This window comes from Tenacibaculum profundicola (assembly GCF_057220795.1).
Genome location: NZ_CM170137.1, coordinates 2,805,217 through 2,823,563, shown reverse-complemented (window position 1 = coordinate 2,823,563; position 18,347 = coordinate 2,805,217). Strand labels below are relative to the sequence as shown.

The following is an 18,347-nucleotide window of genomic DNA, read 5'->3' as shown; positions in this document are numbered from 1 at the left end:
TCTAATGCCTGTTTTTTTGTACGAATAAAAAACCGACTTTTAGACAACAAAACCACAACATCACTGCTGTGGTTTCATCTTTATTATTTTTAAATTATAATTTCTATTTGCTTACTCTTACCTAACGCACACGAAAGGATTCGTGCGGGAGCAGGGCCTAAATTTTTATTAACTATTACTTGTTTTTATCATGGAAATCAGGGGCGGGGGGATCATCGACAACTGACAACTGATCATTGAAAACTGAAAACTGATCATTGTAACCGCTTACTCTTACCCGCCACTCGTGAGGACACGAGCGGTAGCAATTACTTTGTCATTCGCGCGCCAGCTGGGGGTGAAGATTTAGCTTCTATGATTGGTACTTCGTCTGCTATTATTGGAAGATACGAACGTACACCGTCGATTGACATTGCCAAAAATCTTGCACAAGCTCTTAATGTTTCTCTTGACTATCTTGCTGGAGATACTTCTGTTTTGGTAAAGGATAAAGAAGTTTTACAGCGTATTGAAGATATTTCTAATTTATCGGAAGAGAAGAAGAAGTATATTTTTGATTTTATTGATATGTATTTACGTGACTATAAAACTCAACAAGCTTACAAATAAAAAACCACGCTATAATTACTCATAACGTGGCTTCATCTTTATTATTTTTAAAATTTAATTTCTATTTCTTACTCATACCCGCTACTAGTTATAAAAACTAGCAGTAGCCTTACTCGGACATACTAGGACGAGCAGGGGTAAAAAGTAATAATACAACTTTGCTCAATTTACTAATCATAAGAATACTAAAGGAGAATAAACACGATTGAAATTTCCTAGTTCTTTGCTTATCATTTTATTCTTTGAAAATATCCATCCAAAACTTTTACTTTGTAAACCCTCTTGAGCAGAATTTATCATTAAGCCTGAAGAAAAAACTAGTTTACCATCATGAAGTAAGTATATATCACTATCGACTGTTGTCATATCTCCTCCTTTACATTCAAAATTCCAGTTCTCCTGTAATGATAGTAGTAAAGATTTATCAGACGTTTTAAAACAATTAACTTTTCTCACGTCTGAGGGTAAATTATTCTTATCATCTCCACTTAAAACAATATACATTTTCCAATCTCCTTCAGAAAAATTAAATTTTGCTAATGGATTTACTTTTCCATCCACACAATCAATATTTATATCATGTTTATCATTCGAAGTTGTAATTACCATTGAGTAACCTGTCAATAATGTAAACAAGAATCCTATTAAGATTATACCTATTATTGATATTAATACTTTTTTCATATTTAGTTCTTTTTCTTCTTTCCTTTAAACGTAACAATACTACCATTATTTGGTTTAACCAAAGTTTTATCAGAAACAACACCCCCTGGGTATTCAACTCTAACGTCAGATGCTTTTACTGTTCCTCCAACTTTATTAGCCATTTTTTCTCCAGCACTTTTACCGAAGAAAGTACCAACAGCTGTTCTACATCCACCAACTAAGTTACAATCAGAATCGTTAGAAAAGGCATCTGAATCAAAATCGCTTGGGTCTAGCCCATCACTAGTTAATTCATCCCATGTACTATGGCTTTCATAACCAACACTTAACTCTCCAGGCATTGCATGACCAACATATTGAAAGTCTGAAACTAAATCATCACTTCTTGCATCACCTTCTCCATTTTTCTCATTTACATAATCAACAATTTCATCGGAATCGGAAACTACCATTATATTTATTCCTGCTTTTTTGGCATCCTTCTTAGCTTGAGCAATTTGTTTATCTGTAAACCCACCGTCTTTTGGGTCTCCATTATTATAAATCATCCAAGTAACTCCTTCTCCTTTACCATCTTTTTTATATTGTTTCTGTAATTTTTTGGCTCTATCTAAACCATTCACTAAAAAGTGTCTTTTGTTCTTATGGTCACCCGGTTGTCCCGAAACAACAATACCTTCCATTCCATCTGGGTCAATAAATAAAGTAGGGGTATTATATGTATAAACATATGGAGAATATTCAGGATATTTTTCAGCTAGTGGGTCAAGATTCATCCATCTACCTAAAGCAGCGTCATAATTCCTAGCACCGAAGTCGTGCCATTCTAAACCAAGTTCTTCGTTAAGTTCTTTACCATTATACCCAAACTTCTGCGCCGTACTATTTCCAAGGGCTGAGACGTTGTCATTGTACCCCTTGTGTTTGAGTCCAAATGGATAGTAATTGCTTTCTTCTACAATTTCATTCTGTGCAATAACAATTATAAAATTACTTCTTTTTTTACTTTTACCGAATTGGGTTTAATCCATTCAATAATAAGGTTTCCCTTGGCATTAACACTTAAGTTATTAATAACATTTTTTGGAGGTCGAATAGTTTTATCAAAGTCTTCAATAACTTCTTTTACAGTTCCAGCTTGAAGATTATAAATTGAAACCAAAACATTATCTTTATCTCCTTTAAATACAATAATATTTTTATCAAAATCTTCCAAAATAGGGTACATTAAGATAGTGCCACTATCTCCTTTCATAAACTTTGAAATTAAGACAAAATCACAAGTTGAACCGCATCCATCTCTAAAAATAAAATTATTACCTATTTTACGAATCTTATTTATTTTAGTTTTATCATAAGCCAAAGTGTCTTTACTAATATTCTCGAATGCATCTTTTACTCCCCATTTAAAAACACCATAAGCACCTTCTTTCTTTTGGAAGCTTATAAAGGTATCGTTTCTAGTAAAAATAGTGTCATAATGATTTTTAGGTTTAGTATTAAGTATTTTTTTTGAAGTGTTTGTTGTATATCCACTATTCTCTTTACAAGAAAATAATGAATATATAAATACTATCCCCACTAAAAATAAAATCTTATTATTAATTAGTCTTCTTTCCACAATTTAGGAATTTTATGATGACCCAGAGGAACGAACTTGTTCTTTATATATAACATAGGGATTTCATATTGTTTATGTATACGAACACGCTCAACAAACAAAGGAATATATTCTTCTTCCTCATTTTTTTTCCATCTTATACCATCAGAGCAGAGCGATATTCCAGAATAATTCGATCCATTATCTTTAAGAATCAATATTACATTATGTGGGTTATACTCTGAAACTCCAATAATTTTAAATTCATAAACTAACGCATCTCCAAAATTAAGTATTTTCTTTTTTTCAGTTTTAATCAATTTAATCTCATCATAGATAAAATCTGACACAAAATATTCTTCCATTAAAATACGGCCTAAAGATGTAGTTTCTTTAAGACATTTTTTGGTAATTATAATTTCTCTTTGAGAATCTTTATGTGTTGTGTAAATAACAGTTGAATCAATTACAACCTTGGAGCTATTTAAATCAGCAAGTAAATTGTTGAAATCTAAGTCTGACAAAAATGTGTCTTCTATGTTGTAAGGCTTGTATAAATCACTTGCATCCTTAACAGGTTTAGTTGTAATACAAGACTTAAATACACCATCGATTTCATCATTTTTATCTACTATTGACTCAGATGTGATTTGATTGGTCTTGTCAGGTTTTGAATTACAACTTAAAGCTATAAATACAAGGAAAATTATTTTAAATCTTTTCATCATTTTTTAATTACTAGTTCGAGGTTTTGAATCACTAATCATTTTTAAAACGCTACCTTGATACCCAGCTGTTCCACCACCATTATAGCTTTTTATTGCACTGTTCCAACCTTGGAAGGTAAAAGTTTTAGCTCCTGTACTTTTATCATAAGTAACACCTCCCTTGAATCCTTTAGTAGCTAAAACTCTAATTCCTGCTGTAATTGATTGACCCGCGCTAGGTTCAGTTCCTTTCGTCAGCCCATAATTAGCTTTAAACCCACTTCCCCAATCTCCAATTACATTCGATTGCATTATATCAGTTGGAGGATTATTACTTCCTTGCCCTAAAGTTGATTCTTGCATAGCAACCGCTTTTACAACAGTTGGATCTAAATCGGGTATTTCTGATATAGCATCCTTTGGAATACTTGAACTACCATCTGTTTTTAAATCTAATGATCCTTCATTTTTACTTTTATTAAAAATAAAAGTTTCTGCTGCAATGTTATAGTCATGCTCCTGATACTTAGCCCCAGTCGTGTCAGAGTTCCCTTTCTTTTGAATAACATTTGGTAAAGGAGTTCCGTGTATCCATTTCCATTAGCACCATCTACATCACCGACAGATGAGTTACTAGTCTGAACATAAACCTTATGAACTGTTTCTGATTTTATTCGATTAACTTCTTCTCCACTAGAGTTGTAATAAACTATATCTTCAGGAGCCATTCCGTCAGGATCTATAAAACGTAATGGATTATTAAAAGCATAATTATAAGGCGAGTGTCTACGCATTTCTTCAGCAAGTGGGTCTAAATTCATCCATCTACCAAGAGCAGCATCATAATTTCTAGCCCCGAAGTCGTGCCATTCTAAACCAAGTTCTTCATTAAGTTCTTTACCATTATACCCAAACTTCTGCGCCGTACTATTCCCAAGGGCTGAGACGTTGTCATTGCACCCCTTGTGTTTGAGTCCAAAGGGGTAGTAATTGCTTTCCTCTACAATTTCATTGGTATTCGGATCGTTGGTAACATCAATATCTCCATCACCATTGGCATCCGAATAGGACAGTCTAACGTTTCCTAAATGGTCTTTATACTGATACGTATATTTGAACCTTCCATTATTGTCAGGGCTTACATAACCTTCTGCATGATTAAAAAACTCAAGTTTTTCAATACCTGCAGTCTTCTTATAAATATAATTCCCTGCATAATTCGTTGTGGTATTCTCAACCTCTTTACGAAGTTTTACACCACTTGCATCATAGGTATAATTAATATACTTACCTCCAATAGTTACTCTAGTCGGTAAGTTTAAGTGATTATATGTAATCTCTGTGATTCCCTTGTTTCTATCAATGGTCATATTACCGTTATCATCATACACAAAATCAACTGTATTATCGACATCTTTAAAACCAAAGTTTGTATTTCCAATATCTGCAACTTTTTTTAGTAAGAACGTCCTTTTTCATCAATCTATGTAAATGTAAGAAATTAACCACTTCCATATATCTAATGCCTGTTCTTTTGTACATAAAAAACCGACTTTTAGACAACAAAACCACAACATCACTGTTGTGGTTTCATCTTTATTATTTTTAAATTATAATTTCTAGTTGCTTACTCTTACCTAACGCACACGAAAGGATTCGTGCGGTAGCAGGGGCTAAATTTTATTAACTATTACTTGTTTTTATCATGGAAATCAGGGGAGGGGGGATCATCGACAACTGACAACTGATCATTGAAAACTGAAAACTGAAAACTGATCATTGTAACCGCTTACTCTTACCCGCCACTCGTGAGGACACGAGCGGTAGCAATTACTTTGTCATTCGCGCACCAGCTGGGGATCACCGACAACTGACAACTGATAATTGAAAACTGATAATTGTAACCGCTTACTCTTACCCGCCACTCGTGAGGACACGAGCGGTAGCAATTACTTTGTCATTCGCGCGCCAGCAGGGGAAGATAAATCTACAGTTCTTAAAATCATTGATACTATGCTTACCAAAAAGAAGTTTAAGGACTTCTTTAATAAAAATGTAGCTTCTCTTTAAAACACAAAAAAACCACGCTATAAAAACTTATAACGTGGCTCTATCTTTATTATTTTAAAACTATACTACTCGCCATTACAAATGGCTTTTATAGCACCGTTTTCTATTTAAATTTCCTTTAACTAATTGTCATTACACCAAAGTTAAATGTCAATTAGCGGGGATCACCACGAACATATTTCCATATTCAAATTCTTTTTAAATAAAGATACCCTGTTGTCATTATTGGGATTATTATGTACAATAAACCATACTAAATTGTTGTTAGTAACATAATCTCCAATAGTATTTCGATAATTATCAACAGAAACAAATGAATCTGAATCTGGAAAATTACTACTTAATATATCTATTGGTTCGGCATTGATGATAACGTGGTTATTCTTTTTAATTACAACTTTTTGCAATTTCTTTATATCAAATTTATCACATTCCTTTTTAGATATTCCAAAGTATAGAGTTTCCTCTTGTCTTAAACAAATTGAAGGTTCTTCAAAAATTACTCTATCGTTCTCAAACTGAAAAATCAAATTAATATTATACTCATTATTCTTTTGACCACAACAGAATAAAAAACTACTTACTATAATTATGGTACTTAATTTTTTGATTTCCATTCTTGTTATAAATTTTATTGATTTTTGATAATTTATATACTCCAGGTTTTACGGTATGCCCATTCTTTGAGTAAACATAAATAGTTCCATCTTTACTTTTACCATAAAAAACAGCTGAATGAGATGTCCCTATTGTAACAACAGTTTTACCAAATTTAGCTTTACTAGCATTAACTTCATTCGTGGAGTTTTTATATTCCTTACCAGAGCTTGACGGAAAGATTGGATTAGCTAATGATGGCCCTCTAGCAGTTTCAGTATTTATTTCTTTTCCTTCCACTGCTGCTTTACATGAACCATGACAATTATATAAGTCTCCTTTATCTATTGGTATACTCTTATCTCCTTCTGATTGTTGATCTGTCGTCCTACCATCAGAATTTTTTATAGACCTAGTCATATTATTATCAACAGTCAACTTTTCTCCTTCTACAACTGTGTCGCTATCACTAGGGTTTCTTTCCACATAATTACTCGGTTCTTTTTGTAATCCTTGTTTGTCAATCATAACCTTTGCTGCATCCTCAGAAATATTCAAATGTTTTGCCAAAGATTTGTGATTATCACCTAATTCGGCAATAAGATCTCCATTTTCATCTGGTTCCCACATTGAACCTTGAGGAGCCATTCCATCTGGGTCAATAAAGAAAATAGGATTATTAAACGCATAATTATAAGGCGAGTGTCTACGCATTTCTTCAGCAAGTGGGTCTAAATTCATCCATCTACCAAGAGTAGCATCATAATTTCTAGCACCAAAGTCATGCCATTGGATTCCTAGTTCCTCATTAAGTTCTTTACCATTATACCCAAACTTCTGCGCAGTAGCGTTTCCGAGTGAAGAAATGTTGTTATTATATCCTTTGTGTTTCAGTCCAAAAGGATAGTAATTGCTTTCCTCTACAATTTCATTGGTACTCGGATCGTTGGTAACATCAATATCCCCGTCACCATTGGCATCCGAGTAAGACAGTCTAACGTTTCCTAAATGGTCTTTATACTGATACGTATATTTGAACCTTCCATTATTGTCAGGGCTTGCATAACCTTCTGCATGGTTAAAAAACTCAAGTTTTTCAATACCTGCAGTCTTCTTATAAATATAATTCCCTGCATAATTCGTTGTGGTATTCTCAACCTCTTTACGAAGTTTTACACCACTTGCATCATAGGTATAATTAATATACTTACCTCCAATCGTTACTCTAGTCGGTAAGTTTAAGTGATTGTATGTAATCTCTGTGATTCCCTTGTTTCTGTCAATGGTCATATTTCCGTTATCGTCATACACAAAATCAACTGTATTATCGACATCTTTAAAACCAAAGTTTGTATTTCCAGAGTCTGTAACTTTTTTTAGTAAGAACGTCCTTTTTCATCAATCTATGTAAATATAAGAAATTAACCACTTCCATATATCTAATGCCTGTTTTTTTGCACGAATAAAAAACCAACTTTTAGACAACAAAACCACAACATCGCTGCTGTGGCTTCATCTTTATTATTTTTAAATTTTAATTTCTAGTTGCTTACTCTTATTCAACCACACGAAAGGATTCGTGCGGTAGTAGGGGCTAAATTTTATTAACTATTACTTGTTTTTATCATGGAAATCAGGGGCGGGGGGATCATCGACAACTGACAACTGATCATTGAAAACTGAAAACTGAAAACTGATCATTGTAACCGCTTACTCTTACCCGCCACTCGTGAGGACACGAGCGGTAGCAATTACTTTGTCATTCGCGCGCCAGCTGGGGGTGAAGATTTAGCTTCTATGATTGGTACTTCGTCTGCTATTATTGGAAGATACGAACGTAACGAGCGTACACCGTCGATTGACATTGCCAAAAATCTTGCACAAGCTCTTAATGTTTCTCTTGACTTTCTTGCTGGAGATACTTCTGTTTTGGTAAAGGATAAAGAAGTTTTACAGCGTATTGAAGATATTTCTAATTTATCGGAAGAGAAGAAGAAGTATATTTTTGATTTTATTGATATGTATTTACGTGACTATAAAACTCAACAAGCTTACAAATAAAAAACCACGCTATAATTACTCATAACGTGGCTTCATCTTTATTATTTTTAAAATTTAATTTCTATTTCTTACTCATACCCGCTACTAGTTATAAAAACTAGCAGTAGCCTTACTCGGACATACTAGGACGAGCAGGGGCTATAGCGTATCGTTATAAAAAAATTTAGATTGAAAAAGACTAAGATATTTATTTTTTCTAAAAAAGGAATAAGCCTCTTTACTATCTAAAAACCTAACATCTCCTTCAGTATCTTGTAAAACAAACCTAACGTTCTTATTTTTAAAGTAATACTGCACAACTAATATAAAACCGTCTTCAGACTTAAATTTTAATTCTTCCGAACTAGAAAAGCAGTAGTAATTTGCCTCTATAGGTAAATTACTATATTCACTTTTTAAACTATAGTTAATAGAAGAATTCTGACTATTACTCTTTACTACATATAATTTTTGATTAATTACAGGAAGTCCTCTTTTAACTCTTTCTTCCAGTACATTATAAATTGAATAAAACTTGTCTTCTTTGCATAAATCTGCATATTCTTTTTTATCGGTGATATATATAGTAATAATTATAGATGATATTATTAAAACTAAGTACAAAATTAACTTCTTCATTCTACTATTTTTTAAAAATGCTAAAAGGACTAGCATGTTTTTTTTGATGACCATAATACAGATGCAATCTCATTTGAGATGGATTTGTTGAGTTTATACTTGCCCATGTAGCTGCTGCTGCTACTCCAACCACAGGCATTGCATGCACCTTAAATCCACCTGCTCCCCATGACACTATATCGCTAAATGTAGCTCCTCCAAAAAATGGGCCCCATGTTAAAACCATATCCCTATAAGAAGCTGCAAATGATTTGTTTGCAACATTTAATTCATTTGTTAAAACATTTAAAGTATTTAAATGGTAGCCTGATAAGTCCGACATATTTAAAGCTGTAGTTATAGGGTCTTCTGTCATGGTTAACTTATTATAATGAGAACCAGACTTTTTTACAGTAGTTAGTGTTGAAGTTATCATAGAACCATCCGAAGATAATACCGTTTTTATAGTTTTTTCTATGCTCTCATATAAAAATGTAGATTTCCCAACGGGGCTCATTATTAAAAATTTATTGGTTTGCTTTATTGTTTCGATTATTATCTGTTTACCTACTGAAAGTTCATTTCCTCTTGCATCTTTATCTGGTTCAAAATCGACATAACCTTGAACAGTTGTCTGAGACGTTACAAATCGCTTTTTCTCTTGAGAAGGAGTATTTTCATTTGATTTATTATTATTCTCATCAGCTCTCCTTTCATTTCCACATTCCCCATTTTCACAATCAACATTCCATGCATTGCCATCAAAATCATAAATAGTTTGACCATCAGCTCCACTCGGGTCAGCCCAATAAACTGGATTATTATCAAAAGCAGTATAGGTACTCATCGAGTGATGCGTAACAGGATCAATAGAAGTCCAACGTGCAATTGCTGGATCATAACTACGAACATCCATTTCATATAAGTCAAGACCTAAAGATTCTTCTAACTCGATTCCGTTATATCCGAACTTCTGCGCAGTAGCGTTTCCTAGGGATGATACGTTAGTATTGTATCCTTTGTGTTTGAGTCCAAAGGGATAGTAATTCGATTCCTCTACAATTTCATTGGTATTTGGGTCGTTGGTAACATCAATATCTCCATCACCATTGGCATCCGAATAGGACAGTCTAACGTTTCCTAAATGGTCTTTATACTGATAGGTATATTTGAAAACTCCATTATTGTCAGGGCTTGCATAACCTTCTGCATGATTAAAAAACTCAAGTTTTTCAATATCTGCAGTCTTCTTATAAATATAATTCCCTGCATAATTCGTTGTGGTATTCTCAACCTCTTTACGAAGTTTTACACCACTTGCATCATAGGTATAATTAATATACTTACCTCCAATCGTTACTCTAGTCGGTAAGTTTAAGTGATTATATGTAATCTCTGTGATTCCCTTGTTTCTATCAATGGTCATATTTCCATTCGAATCATAGGTATAATCACTTCCCGAATTTGTACCGTCTTTAAAACCAAAGTTTGTATTTCCAGAATCTGCAATTTTTTTAGTAAGAACGTCCTTTTTCATCAATCTATGTAAATATAAGAAATTAACCACTTCCATATATCCAATGCCTGTTTTTTTGCACGAATAAAAAACCGACTTTTAGACAACAAAACCACAACATCACTGCTGTGGTTTCATCTTTATTATTTTTAAATTATAATTTCTATTTGCTTACTCTTACCTAACGCACACGAAAGGATTCGTGCGGTAGCAGGGGCTAAATTTTATTAACTATTACTTGTTTTTATCATGGAAATCAGGGGCGGGGGGATCACCGACAACTGACAACTGATCATTGAAAACTGAAAACTGATCATTGTAACCGCTTACTCTTACCCGCCACTCGTGAGGACACGAGCGGTAGCCTTACTTTGTCATTCGCGCGCCAGCTGGGGGTGAAGATTTAGCTTCTATGATTGGTACTTCGTCTTCTATTATTGGAAGATACGAACGTAACGAGCGTACACCGTCGATTGACATTGCCAAAAATCTTGCACAAGCTCTTAATGTTTCTCTTGACTTTCTTGCTGGAGATACTTCTGTTTTGGTAAAGGATAAAGAAGTTTTACAGCGTATTGAAGATATTTCTAATTTATCGGAAGAGAAGAAGAAGTATATTTTTGATTTTATTGATATGTGTTTACGTGACTATAAAACTCAACAAGCTTACAAATAAAAAACCACGCTATAATTACTCATAACGTGGCTTCATCTTTATTATTTTTAAAATTTAATTTCTATTTCTTACTCTTACCTAACGCACACGAAAGGATTCGTGCGGTAGCAGGGGCTAAATTTTATTAACTATTACTTGTTTTTATCATGGAAATCAGGGGCGGGGGATCATCGACAACTGACAACTGATCATTGAAAACTGAAAACTGAAAACTGATCATTGTAACCGCTTACTCTTACCCGCCACTCGTGAGGACACGAGCGGTAGCAATTACTTTGTCATTCGCGCACCAGCTGGGGATCACCGACAACTGACAACTGATCATTGAAAACTGATCATTGTAACCGCTTACTCTTACCCGCCACTCGTGAGGACACGAGCGGTAGCAATTACTTTGTCATTCGCGCGCCAGCTGGGGATCACCGACAACTGACAACTGATCATTGAAAACTGATCATTGTAACCGCTTACTCTTACCCGCCACTCGTGAGGACACGAGCGGTAGCAATTACTTTGTCATTCGCGCGCCAGCTGGGGATCACCGACAACTGATAACTAATTATTAATAATAAGCATCTAACAACTACATTTTAAACATCTTATTTGCTATTTTTGTGATAAATAATATCGTATTTGATTGATGACTTTAGGACAGCGCATACAAGAACTTCGTAAAAAAGCTAACTTTTCTCAAAATGATTTAGCTACTAAAATTGAAGTATCATATCCACAAATGAGTAGATATGAGATTAAAGGTGTACAGCTTCCTGCCGATGTTTTAAAACGTTTAGCTGATGTATTTGGTGTTACTATTGACTATATTGTAAATGGCACACTAGAAGAAAAAGCCGAAGGTTCTCTTAATGATATTGAACTACTACAACGGTTTAAAGAAGTTGAACAAATGAACGAAGATGACAAAAGCACCATTAAACAACTTATTGATGCTTTTATTACTAAACGTAAAGTTCAAAAATTAGCGCAATAAAAAAAAGTAAATGCAGAAATCTATTTTTAAAAATCAAACTTTCAAGTTATTTATAATAACTTTATTAGTGATATTATCTCTTTGGAATTTATATCTTCTTTTTCTATTGCAAAAAACGATTACTCTTATTACCATTATTATACAAGTTGTAATACTTGCATTAATTATAAAAGAAAATAAATACGCTAAGCTTAGTATTAAAATTTGGTCATTAATTCTTATTATTGGATCAGGGCTATCTTTTTTAGGTAAAGTCATTAAACTTTTTGCTAGTAGTAATAGTGAGTCCTTTAAAGATCTTTTTATAGAGTTTTTAATCTTAACTGTAGGTTTATTTATTTATTACTTCGCTAGCAGAACAATTAAAACAAATACTATCTAAATATACTAAAACAATAAAAAAGGATATGTTTATTACATATCCTTTTTTATTATGAAATAGATACTATTTTCACTTAAAAAAAGTAATTATTCCTAAAATAATAAGTAAAATAGCTAACCCCCATCCATTCATTTTACTTGTCTTTCCTAAAACACTTTCACTTTTTTTCTCTTTATTATAAGCCATAATCAAAGCTACTAAGGTTCCTGAAAAAATTAAGGCTAGCCCTATTAAAGTTTTATCATCCATATCATATTAATTTTATTTCTCAAAAAAGTAATTATATGCTTTATCTACCATTTTACCTAATGCTCCAAACACTGTAGTATGGGTATTCTTTTGCTTCGTAGCTTCTTTAGTTAATGTCCCATTTGTACCTGTTTTAAATGTACCGACATCTATAGATTTACTTATAGCTTTATCTCCCAATTTTCCAACAACAGCATTTATAGCAATACTACCTACTTCTTTAGCTGCCTCTTTATTGTCTCCGTGAATATACATAGCTACGGCTTTCATACTTTTACCTACAATCTGCATCCCTTCAGCAACAGGTAAGGCTTCAAGTGAAGTACCGCCTGTTACTGGAGCTAAAGCTAAAGCTCCTGTTTCTGCTTGATCTCCTTTTTCATCAAGTTCACTACCCGCTACGTATAATGCTCCTGTTAATGCGGTTCCTCCGTTTTCTTTTACAGTTTCAGATAACTCTATAGCAGCATCTGTTTTATCATTACCAAAACTATCATCATTTCTAGATACTGATTCTTTTCCTCCAATTTTATCTAGGTTTTCTTTTGCCCCAGAAACAGTTGAAATAAAGTTCATAACAGAGTTAACTATTTTTCCACCTGCTTTTTTTGCTGCTTTAAGTAAATCATCACCAGGTCCCATTGGTGCCATCCCGTCAGGATCAATAAAGTAAACAGGATTGTCAAACGCATAATTATATGGCGAGTGCCTTCTCATCTGTTCTGCTAATGAGTCAAGGTTCATCCAACGTCCTAAAGCAGGGTCATAGTTACGAGCAGTTACATCATACCAATCTAAACCAAGTTCTTCGTTTAGTTCTTTTCCATTGTACCCAAACTTCTGCGCAGTGCTATTTCCAAGGGATGAGACGTTGTTATTGTACCCTTTGTGTTTCAGTCCAAAAGGATAGTAATTCGATTCTTCAACTATTTCATTGGTACTCGGATCGTTGGTAACATCAATATCCCCGTCACCATTGGCATCCGAGTAAGACAGTCTAACGTTTCCTAAATGGTCTTTATACTGATACGTATATTTGAAAACTCCATTATTGTCAGGGCTTGCATAACCTTCTGCATGGTTAAAAAACTCAAGTTTTTCAATACCTGCAGTCTTCTTATAAATATAATTCCCTGCATAATTCGTTGTGGTATTCTCAACCTCTTTACGAAGTTTTACACCACTTGCATCATAGGTATAATTAATATACTTTCCGTTTATGGTTACTCTCGTTGGTAAGTTTAAGTGATTATATGTAATCTCTGTGATTCCCTTGTTTCTATCAATGGTCATATTTCCATTCGAATCATAGGTATAATCACTTCCCGAATTTGTACCGTCTTTAAAACCAAAGTTTGTATTTCCAGAATCTGCGACTTTTTTTAGTAAGAACGTCCTTTTTCATCAATCTATGTAAATATAAGAAATTAACCACTTCCATATATCCAATGCCTGTTTTGTTGCACGAATAATTAACCAACTTTTAGACAACAAAACCACAACATCGCTGCTGTGGTTTCATCTTTATTATTTTTAAATTATAATTTCTAGTTGCTTACTCTTACCTAACGCACACGAAAGGATTCGTGCGGTAGCAGGGGCTAAATTTTATTAACTATTACTTGTTTTTATCATGGAAATCAGGGGCGGGGGGATCATCGACAACTGACAACTGATCATTGTAACCGCTTACTCTTACCCGCCACTCGTGAGGACACGAGCGGTAGCAATTACTTTGTCATTCGCGCGCCAGCTGGGGGTGAAGATTTAGCTTCTATGATTGGTACTTCGTCTGCTATTATTGGAAGATACGAACGTAACGAGCGTACACCGTCGATTGACATTGCCAAAAATCTTGCACAAGCTCTTAATGTTTCTCTTGACTTTCTTGCTGGAGATACTTCTGTTTTGGTAAAGGATAAAGAAGTTTTACAGCGTATTGAAGATATTTCTAATTTATCGGAAGAGAAGAAGAAGTATATTTTTGATTTTATTGATATGTGTTTACGTGACTATAAAACTCAACAAGCTTACAAATAAAAAACCACGCTATAATTACTCATAACGTGGCTTCATCTTTATTATTTTTAAAATTTAATTTCTATTTCTTACTCATACCCGCTACTAGTTATAAAAACTAGCAGTAGCCTTACTCGGACATACTAGGACGAGCAGGGGTAAATTCTTCTCGTGTTATGATTGGTAATTATGAACGTAACACTAATATGCCATCTATTGATATTTTATTAAAAATCTCTAAAGTGTTTGATGTTTCACTAGATTATTTAGTAGGTCAAGGTCAATTTTCAAACTACAACAAAGAGACCTTAAAACGTTTAGAAGATATAGAGCATCTTCCTGAAGAAGATAAAGTACATCTTCTATATGTTATTGACAACCTTATTAAGGCTGTAAAAATTAAATCTATTGCATAAAAAAACCACGCTATAATCAATTATAACGTGGCTATATCTATTTTTAAAATTTAATTTCTAGTTACTTACTCATACCCGCTACTAGTTATGAAAACTAGCAGTAGCCTTACTCAGACATACTAGGAGCATCAGGGGCTTTCTTTCTGCCTTTGTCCTTAAAGCTGACCTTACCCAAAAATTAGCCAAATAAAAAACCACGCTATAAAATTTATAACGTGGCTATATGTCTATTTTTAAAGTATAGTACTCGCCATTGCAAATGGCTCTCATAGTACCTTTTCTATTTAAATTTCCTTTAACTAATTGCCATTACGCTAAAGCTAAATGTCAATTAGCGGGTTTTTTTTATCGGACACTAATGATTATTAATTTAATTTCTAATTATAGAGGCAATTGCCTTATCAAATTCTTCTTTGCGCTCTTTAGATACGTTAACATATCCTATACAAACATCTCCTAATATATATTCTAACCAGTAAAGAGAATGATTATTTTTACCATAGTTTTTTATCGTATCTTGGAAATTATCTTTTCTGTTTTTTGAATATGAAGTGACCCCTATTTCATATAAGTTTTCATAATTTAAAGAAGATCCATTATAGATATCGCTAGAAACATAAATAAAAGCACCTTCTTTGTATTTAAATCGAAATTCGCAAAAACCATGTTTTCCAACTTTTGATAAATCAAATTTATTAGGTATTGTTATCAAAATGGTATCATAACCCTTTGTGTTTTCATAGCAGTTCTTGAAATCAAGTTCAGTAATTTTAACTTCTTTTGTAATTTTATAAGAAGAACAACTAATCAATACAAAAATTATAATGTAAAAAAAACATCTATTAGTCATAATTAAAAATTTAATCCCATAAATATAGTCGGATATATATTAATATAAAATAAAGGATTCTTATTATTATCTATTAATTTAGGACCATGATCTGTATATCTTTTTCGTAAACGTTTTCCTAAATCTTTTCTAATCATGTTTTCATAATAAGTACCTCTGATTTCTCTAATCTCTTCTAGCCCTCCATTAAATTTTACCCGTCTAGAATCAAGCAACCCATGTATAGCATCAAACGCATGCCCTAGTTCATGACCTAAACCAATAATCCCTGTTGAAGGATTCCAATTTACTCTGGTATTACTTCCAACCTTATTAAAAGGAGCATAATCAACTAAATTACCGTCTTCCATAGCTTGCCAAAAATAGGCATTGTTATTTAGGACACCATACCTACCATTTTTTTCCAAATCAACTCTGACGCTATTTATCGTAGAATTACTTGTGTTAATATCTGTATTATACTTGGATTCCTGAAGAGATGAAATAAGACCTCGTGCAGTTTTTGATCTGTCTCTTAATTTATTCAAAGAGCTTACAGTCTTTCCTAAAGTTCCTTTATATCCTGTAATCTTCCCATTCTTATCTTTTTTAGCAAACTTACCATCATATTCTTTTCCTCTTGTGATCTTCCCATTTTTATCCTTGCTATAATGATAGGCTTTTCCGTCTTCATATAAAACAGAGTATTCATTTCCATTTTCATCTTCTATGCCAACTGTAATGTAATCGCCTTTTACATCAACAAACCTTATAGGATTATTTGCTGTAAAACTATAACTTGAAATAGAGTAATACTTCTCAGCAAACCTGTCAATCTTATTAAATCGTCCAATTGCTGGATCATAATCTCTCCATTGATAAGCAATTGTGTTTTTTCCTAGTTCCTCTTCTAACTCTTCATTCGCAAAACCTTTCTTCTGTGCAGTACTATTTCCAAGGGATGAGATGTTGTTATTGTACCCCTTGTGTTTAAGTCCAAAGGGGTAGTAATTGCTTTCCTCTACAATTTCATTGGTATTCGGATCGTTGGTAACATCAATATCTCCATCACCATTGGCATCAGTATAGGACAGTCGAACGTTTCCTAAATGGTCTTTATACTGATAGGTATATTTGAACCTTCCATTATTGTCAGGACTTACATAACCTTCTGCATGATTAAAAAACTCAAGTTTTTCAATACCTGCAGTCTTCTTATAAATATAATTCCCTGCATAATTCGTTGTGGTATTCTCAACCTCTTTACGAAGTTTTACACCACTTGCATCATAGGTATAATTAATATACTTTCCGTTTATGGTTACTCTCGTAGGTAAATTCAAGTGATTGTAAGTAATGTTGGTAATTCCTTTGTTGGTATCAATGGTCATATTTCCATTGGCATCATAGACAAAATCAACTGTATTATCGACATCTTTAAAACCAAAGTTTGTATTTCCAATATCTGCAACTTTTTTTAGTAAGAACGTCCTTTTTCATCAATCTATGTAAATATAAGAAATTAACCACTACCATATATCTAATGCCTGTTTTTTTGCACGAATAAAAAACCAACTTTTAGACAACAAAACCACAACATCTCTGCTGTGGTTTCATCTTTATTATTTTTAAATTATAATTTCTATTTGCTTACTCTTACCTAACGCACACGAAAGGATTCGTGCGGTAGCAGGGGCTAAATTTTATTAACTATTACTTGTTTTTATCATGGAAATCAGGGGCGGGGGGATCACCGACAACTGAAAACTGATCATTGTAACCGCTTACTCTTACCCGCCACTCGTGAGGACACGAGCGGTAGCAATTACTTTGTCATTCGCGCGCCAGCAGGGGGTGAAGATTTAGCTTCTATGATTGGTACTTCGTCTGCTATTATTGGAAGATACGAACGTAACGAGCGTACACCGTCGATTGACATTGCCAAAAATCTTGCACAAGCTCTTAATGTTTCTCTTGACTTTCTTGCTGGAGATACTTCTGTTTTGGTAAAGGATAAAGAAGTTTTACAGCGTATTGAAGATATTTCTAATTTATCGGAAGAGAAGAAGAAGTATATTTTTGATTTTATTGATATGTGTTTACGTGACTATAAAACTCAACAAGCTTACAAATAAAAAACCACGCTATAATTACTCATAACGTGGCTTCATCTTTATTATTTTTAAAATTTAATTTCTATTTCTTACTCATACCCGCTACTAGTTATAAAAACTAGCAGTAGCCTTACTCGGACATACTAGGACGAGCAGGGGGCTATGTAACAATAAAAAACCACAAACATTTTAATGCTTGTGGCTTATATTTTACACTAAACACACGATACAATCGTGCGGCAGCGGGGCCC

At 33.5% G+C, this 18,347-nt stretch carries 22 protein-coding genes; 8 read left to right on the top strand and 14 right to left on the bottom strand.

The genetic code is table 11. The features are described 5' to 3' along the window. Positions 1–243: 243 nt before the first annotated feature. Positions 244–609, top strand: coding sequence for a helix-turn-helix domain-containing protein (locus AC2TDS_RS12135; RefSeq protein ID WP_484738948.1), 366 nt, complete (start codon positions 244–246; stop codon positions 607–609). Between the two features lie 174 nt (positions 610–783). On the opposite strand, the gene AC2TDS_RS12130 is transcribed toward AC2TDS_RS12135, so the two are convergent. The 8 genes from AC2TDS_RS12130 to AC2TDS_RS12095 form a co-directional block, all read right to left on the bottom strand. Beyond that, positions 784–1,293, bottom strand: coding sequence for a hypothetical protein (locus AC2TDS_RS12130; protein ID WP_484735848.1), 510 nt, complete (start codon positions 1,291–1,293; stop codon positions 784–786). A gap of 2 nt (positions 1,294–1,295) precedes the next feature. Next, positions 1,296–2,237 carry an RHS repeat-associated core domain-containing protein gene (locus tag AC2TDS_RS12125; protein WP_484738947.1) on the bottom strand — a complete coding sequence of 314 codons (942 nt, stop codon included), beginning with the start codon at positions 2,235–2,237 and terminating at the stop codon, positions 1,296–1,298. A 20-nt stretch (positions 2,238–2,257) separates the two neighbouring features. Further along, positions 2,258–2,896 carry a hypothetical protein gene (locus AC2TDS_RS12120; protein ID WP_484735847.1) on the bottom strand — a complete coding sequence of 213 codons (639 nt, stop codon included), beginning with the start codon at positions 2,894–2,896 and terminating at the stop codon, positions 2,258–2,260. Next, a complete protein-coding gene (locus AC2TDS_RS12115; RefSeq protein WP_484735846.1) occupies positions 2,881–3,603 on the bottom strand; it encodes a hypothetical protein in 723 nt (240 codons plus the stop codon). Before AC2TDS_RS12115 ends, AC2TDS_RS12120 begins: the two co-directional genes overlap by 16 nt. A 3-nt stretch (positions 3,604–3,606) precedes the next feature. Next, positions 3,607–3,945: a hypothetical protein gene (locus AC2TDS_RS12110; protein ID WP_484735845.1), complete on the bottom strand. Its 339-nt coding sequence runs from the start codon at positions 3,943–3,945 to the stop codon at positions 3,607–3,609. An 89-nt stretch (positions 3,946–4,034) separates the two neighbouring features. After that, complete coding sequence (locus tag AC2TDS_RS12105; protein WP_484735844.1) at positions 4,035–4,952, bottom strand: RHS repeat domain-containing protein; 918 nt, start codon at positions 4,950–4,952, stop codon at positions 4,035–4,037. Positions 4,953–5,816: 864 nt separating this feature from the next. Next, the gene (locus AC2TDS_RS12100; protein ID WP_484735843.1) at positions 5,817–6,269 is read right to left on the bottom strand and encodes a hypothetical protein; all 453 of its coding nucleotides are present in this window, start codon (positions 6,267–6,269) and stop codon (positions 5,817–5,819) included. Continuing rightward, positions 6,229–7,560 (bottom strand): RHS repeat domain-containing protein, encoded by a 1,332-nt coding sequence (locus tag AC2TDS_RS12095; protein ID WP_484735842.1) that lies wholly within the window; start codon positions 7,558–7,560, stop codon positions 6,229–6,231. Before AC2TDS_RS12095 ends, AC2TDS_RS12100 begins: the two co-directional genes overlap by 41 nt. 375 nt (positions 7,561–7,935) lie before the next feature. Here AC2TDS_RS12095 and AC2TDS_RS12090 point away from each other — a divergent pair, with 375 nt between their 5' ends. Beyond that, positions 7,936–8,310, top strand: coding sequence for a helix-turn-helix domain-containing protein (locus tag AC2TDS_RS12090; protein WP_484738946.1), 375 nt, complete (start codon positions 7,936–7,938; stop codon positions 8,308–8,310). Between the two features lie 138 nt (positions 8,311–8,448). Here the strand turns inward: AC2TDS_RS12090 and AC2TDS_RS12085 are convergent, their stop codons facing one another. Beyond that, entirely contained in the window at positions 8,449–8,928 is a 480-nt protein-coding gene (locus tag AC2TDS_RS12085; RefSeq protein WP_484735841.1) for a hypothetical protein, read from the bottom strand. A 4-nt stretch (positions 8,929–8,932) separates the two neighbouring features. Beyond that, a complete protein-coding gene (locus AC2TDS_RS12080; RefSeq protein ID WP_484735840.1) occupies positions 8,933–10,444 on the bottom strand; it encodes an RHS repeat domain-containing protein in 1,512 nt (503 codons plus the stop codon). A 355-nt stretch (positions 10,445–10,799) separates the two neighbouring features. On the opposite strand from AC2TDS_RS12080, the gene AC2TDS_RS12075 reads away from it, so the two are divergent. The 3 genes from AC2TDS_RS12075 to AC2TDS_RS12065 all read left to right on the top strand — a co-directional run bounded on the left by AC2TDS_RS12075 (position 10,800) and on the right by AC2TDS_RS12065 (position 12,469). Beyond that, entirely contained in the window at positions 10,800–11,099 is a 300-nt protein-coding gene (locus AC2TDS_RS12075) for a helix-turn-helix domain-containing protein (protein ID WP_484738945.1), read from the top strand. A gap of 640 nt (positions 11,100–11,739) precedes the next feature. After that, the gene (locus AC2TDS_RS12070; protein WP_484738944.1) at positions 11,740–12,087 is read left to right on the top strand and encodes a helix-turn-helix domain-containing protein; all 348 of its coding nucleotides are present in this window, start codon (positions 11,740–11,742) and stop codon (positions 12,085–12,087) included. Between the two features lie 10 nt (positions 12,088–12,097). Next, complete coding sequence (locus AC2TDS_RS12065; protein WP_484735839.1) at positions 12,098–12,469, top strand: hypothetical protein; 372 nt, start codon at positions 12,098–12,100, stop codon at positions 12,467–12,469. Between the two features lie 69 nt (positions 12,470–12,538). Here AC2TDS_RS12065 and AC2TDS_RS12060 read toward each other — a convergent pair whose 3' ends face one another. Both AC2TDS_RS12060 and AC2TDS_RS12055 read right to left on the bottom strand, forming a co-directional pair. After that, positions 12,539–12,718 (bottom strand): hypothetical protein, encoded by a 180-nt coding sequence (locus AC2TDS_RS12060; RefSeq protein ID WP_484735838.1) that lies wholly within the window; start codon positions 12,716–12,718, stop codon positions 12,539–12,541. A gap of 12 nt (positions 12,719–12,730) precedes the next feature. After that, on the bottom strand, positions 12,731–14,011 hold the full coding sequence (locus AC2TDS_RS12055) for an RHS repeat domain-containing protein (protein WP_484735837.1): 1,281 nt from the start codon (positions 14,009–14,011) through the stop codon (positions 12,731–12,733). A gap of 312 nt (positions 14,012–14,323) precedes the next feature. Between AC2TDS_RS12055 and AC2TDS_RS12050 the strand changes: the two genes are divergently transcribed. Next, positions 14,324–14,758 carry a helix-turn-helix domain-containing protein gene (locus tag AC2TDS_RS12050; protein WP_484738943.1) on the top strand — a complete coding sequence of 145 codons (435 nt, stop codon included), beginning with the start codon at positions 14,324–14,326 and terminating at the stop codon, positions 14,756–14,758. Between the two features lie 119 nt (positions 14,759–14,877). After that, positions 14,878–15,153 carry a helix-turn-helix domain-containing protein gene (locus tag AC2TDS_RS12045; protein WP_484738942.1) on the top strand — a complete coding sequence of 92 codons (276 nt, stop codon included), beginning with the start codon at positions 14,878–14,880 and terminating at the stop codon, positions 15,151–15,153. 370 nt (positions 15,154–15,523) lie between these two features. Here AC2TDS_RS12045 and AC2TDS_RS12040 read toward each other — a convergent pair whose 3' ends face one another. Both AC2TDS_RS12040 and AC2TDS_RS12035 read right to left on the bottom strand, forming a co-directional pair. Next, on the bottom strand, positions 15,524–16,003 hold the full coding sequence (locus AC2TDS_RS12040) for a hypothetical protein (protein ID WP_484735836.1): 480 nt from the start codon (positions 16,001–16,003) through the stop codon (positions 15,524–15,526). A 2-nt stretch (positions 16,004–16,005) separates the two neighbouring features. Further along, positions 16,006–17,373, bottom strand: a complete 1,368-nt coding sequence (locus tag AC2TDS_RS12035) for an RHS repeat-associated core domain-containing protein (RefSeq protein ID WP_484735835.1) — start codon at positions 17,371–17,373, stop codon at positions 16,006–16,008. Between the two features lie 309 nt (positions 17,374–17,682). Between AC2TDS_RS12035 and AC2TDS_RS12030 the strand changes: the two genes are divergently transcribed. Then, positions 17,683–18,117, top strand: a complete 435-nt coding sequence (locus tag AC2TDS_RS12030; RefSeq protein ID WP_484738941.1) for a helix-turn-helix domain-containing protein — start codon at positions 17,683–17,685, stop codon at positions 18,115–18,117. Positions 18,118–18,347 lie beyond the last annotated feature (230 nt).

Coding starts and splice junctions, on each gene's coding strand:
- AC2TDS_RS12085 (WP_484735841.1), bottom strand. CDS start 8,928: ATGAAGAAGTTAATTTTGTACTTAGTTTTAATAATATCATCTATAATT.
- AC2TDS_RS12070 (WP_484738944.1), top strand. CDS start 11,740: ATGACTTTAGGACAGCGCATACAAGAACTTCGTAAAAAAGCTAACTTT.
- AC2TDS_RS12100 (WP_484735843.1), bottom strand. CDS start 6,269: ATGGAAATCAAAAAATTAAGTACCATAATTATAGTAAGTAGTTTTTTA.
- AC2TDS_RS12035 (WP_484735835.1), bottom strand. CDS start 17,373: ATGACCATTGATACCAACAAAGGAATTACCAACATTACTTACAATCAC.
- AC2TDS_RS12110 (WP_484735845.1), bottom strand. CDS start 3,945: ATGCAAGAATCAACTTTAGGGCAAGGAAGTAATAATCCTCCAACTGAT.
- AC2TDS_RS12060 (WP_484735838.1), bottom strand. CDS start 12,718: ATGGATGATAAAACTTTAATAGGGCTAGCCTTAATTTTTTCAGGAACC.
- AC2TDS_RS12130 (WP_484735848.1), bottom strand. CDS start 1,293: ATGAAAAAAGTATTAATATCAATAATAGGTATAATCTTAATAGGATTC.
- AC2TDS_RS12055 (WP_484735837.1), bottom strand. CDS start 14,011: ATGACCATTGATAGAAACAAGGGAATCACAGAGATTACATATAATCAC.
- AC2TDS_RS12115 (WP_484735846.1), bottom strand. CDS start 3,603: ATGATGAAAAGATTTAAAATAATTTTCCTTGTATTTATAGCTTTAAGT.
- AC2TDS_RS12065 (WP_484735839.1), top strand. CDS start 12,098: ATGCAGAAATCTATTTTTAAAAATCAAACTTTCAAGTTATTTATAATA.
- AC2TDS_RS12080 (WP_484735840.1), bottom strand. CDS start 10,444: ATGAAAAAGGACGTTCTTACTAAAAAAATTGCAGATTCTGGAAATACA.
- AC2TDS_RS12105 (WP_484735844.1), bottom strand. CDS start 4,952: ATGACCATTGATAGAAACAAGGGAATCACAGAGATTACATATAATCAC.
- AC2TDS_RS12040 (WP_484735836.1), bottom strand. CDS start 16,003: ATGACTAATAGATGTTTTTTTTACATTATAATTTTTGTATTGATTAGT.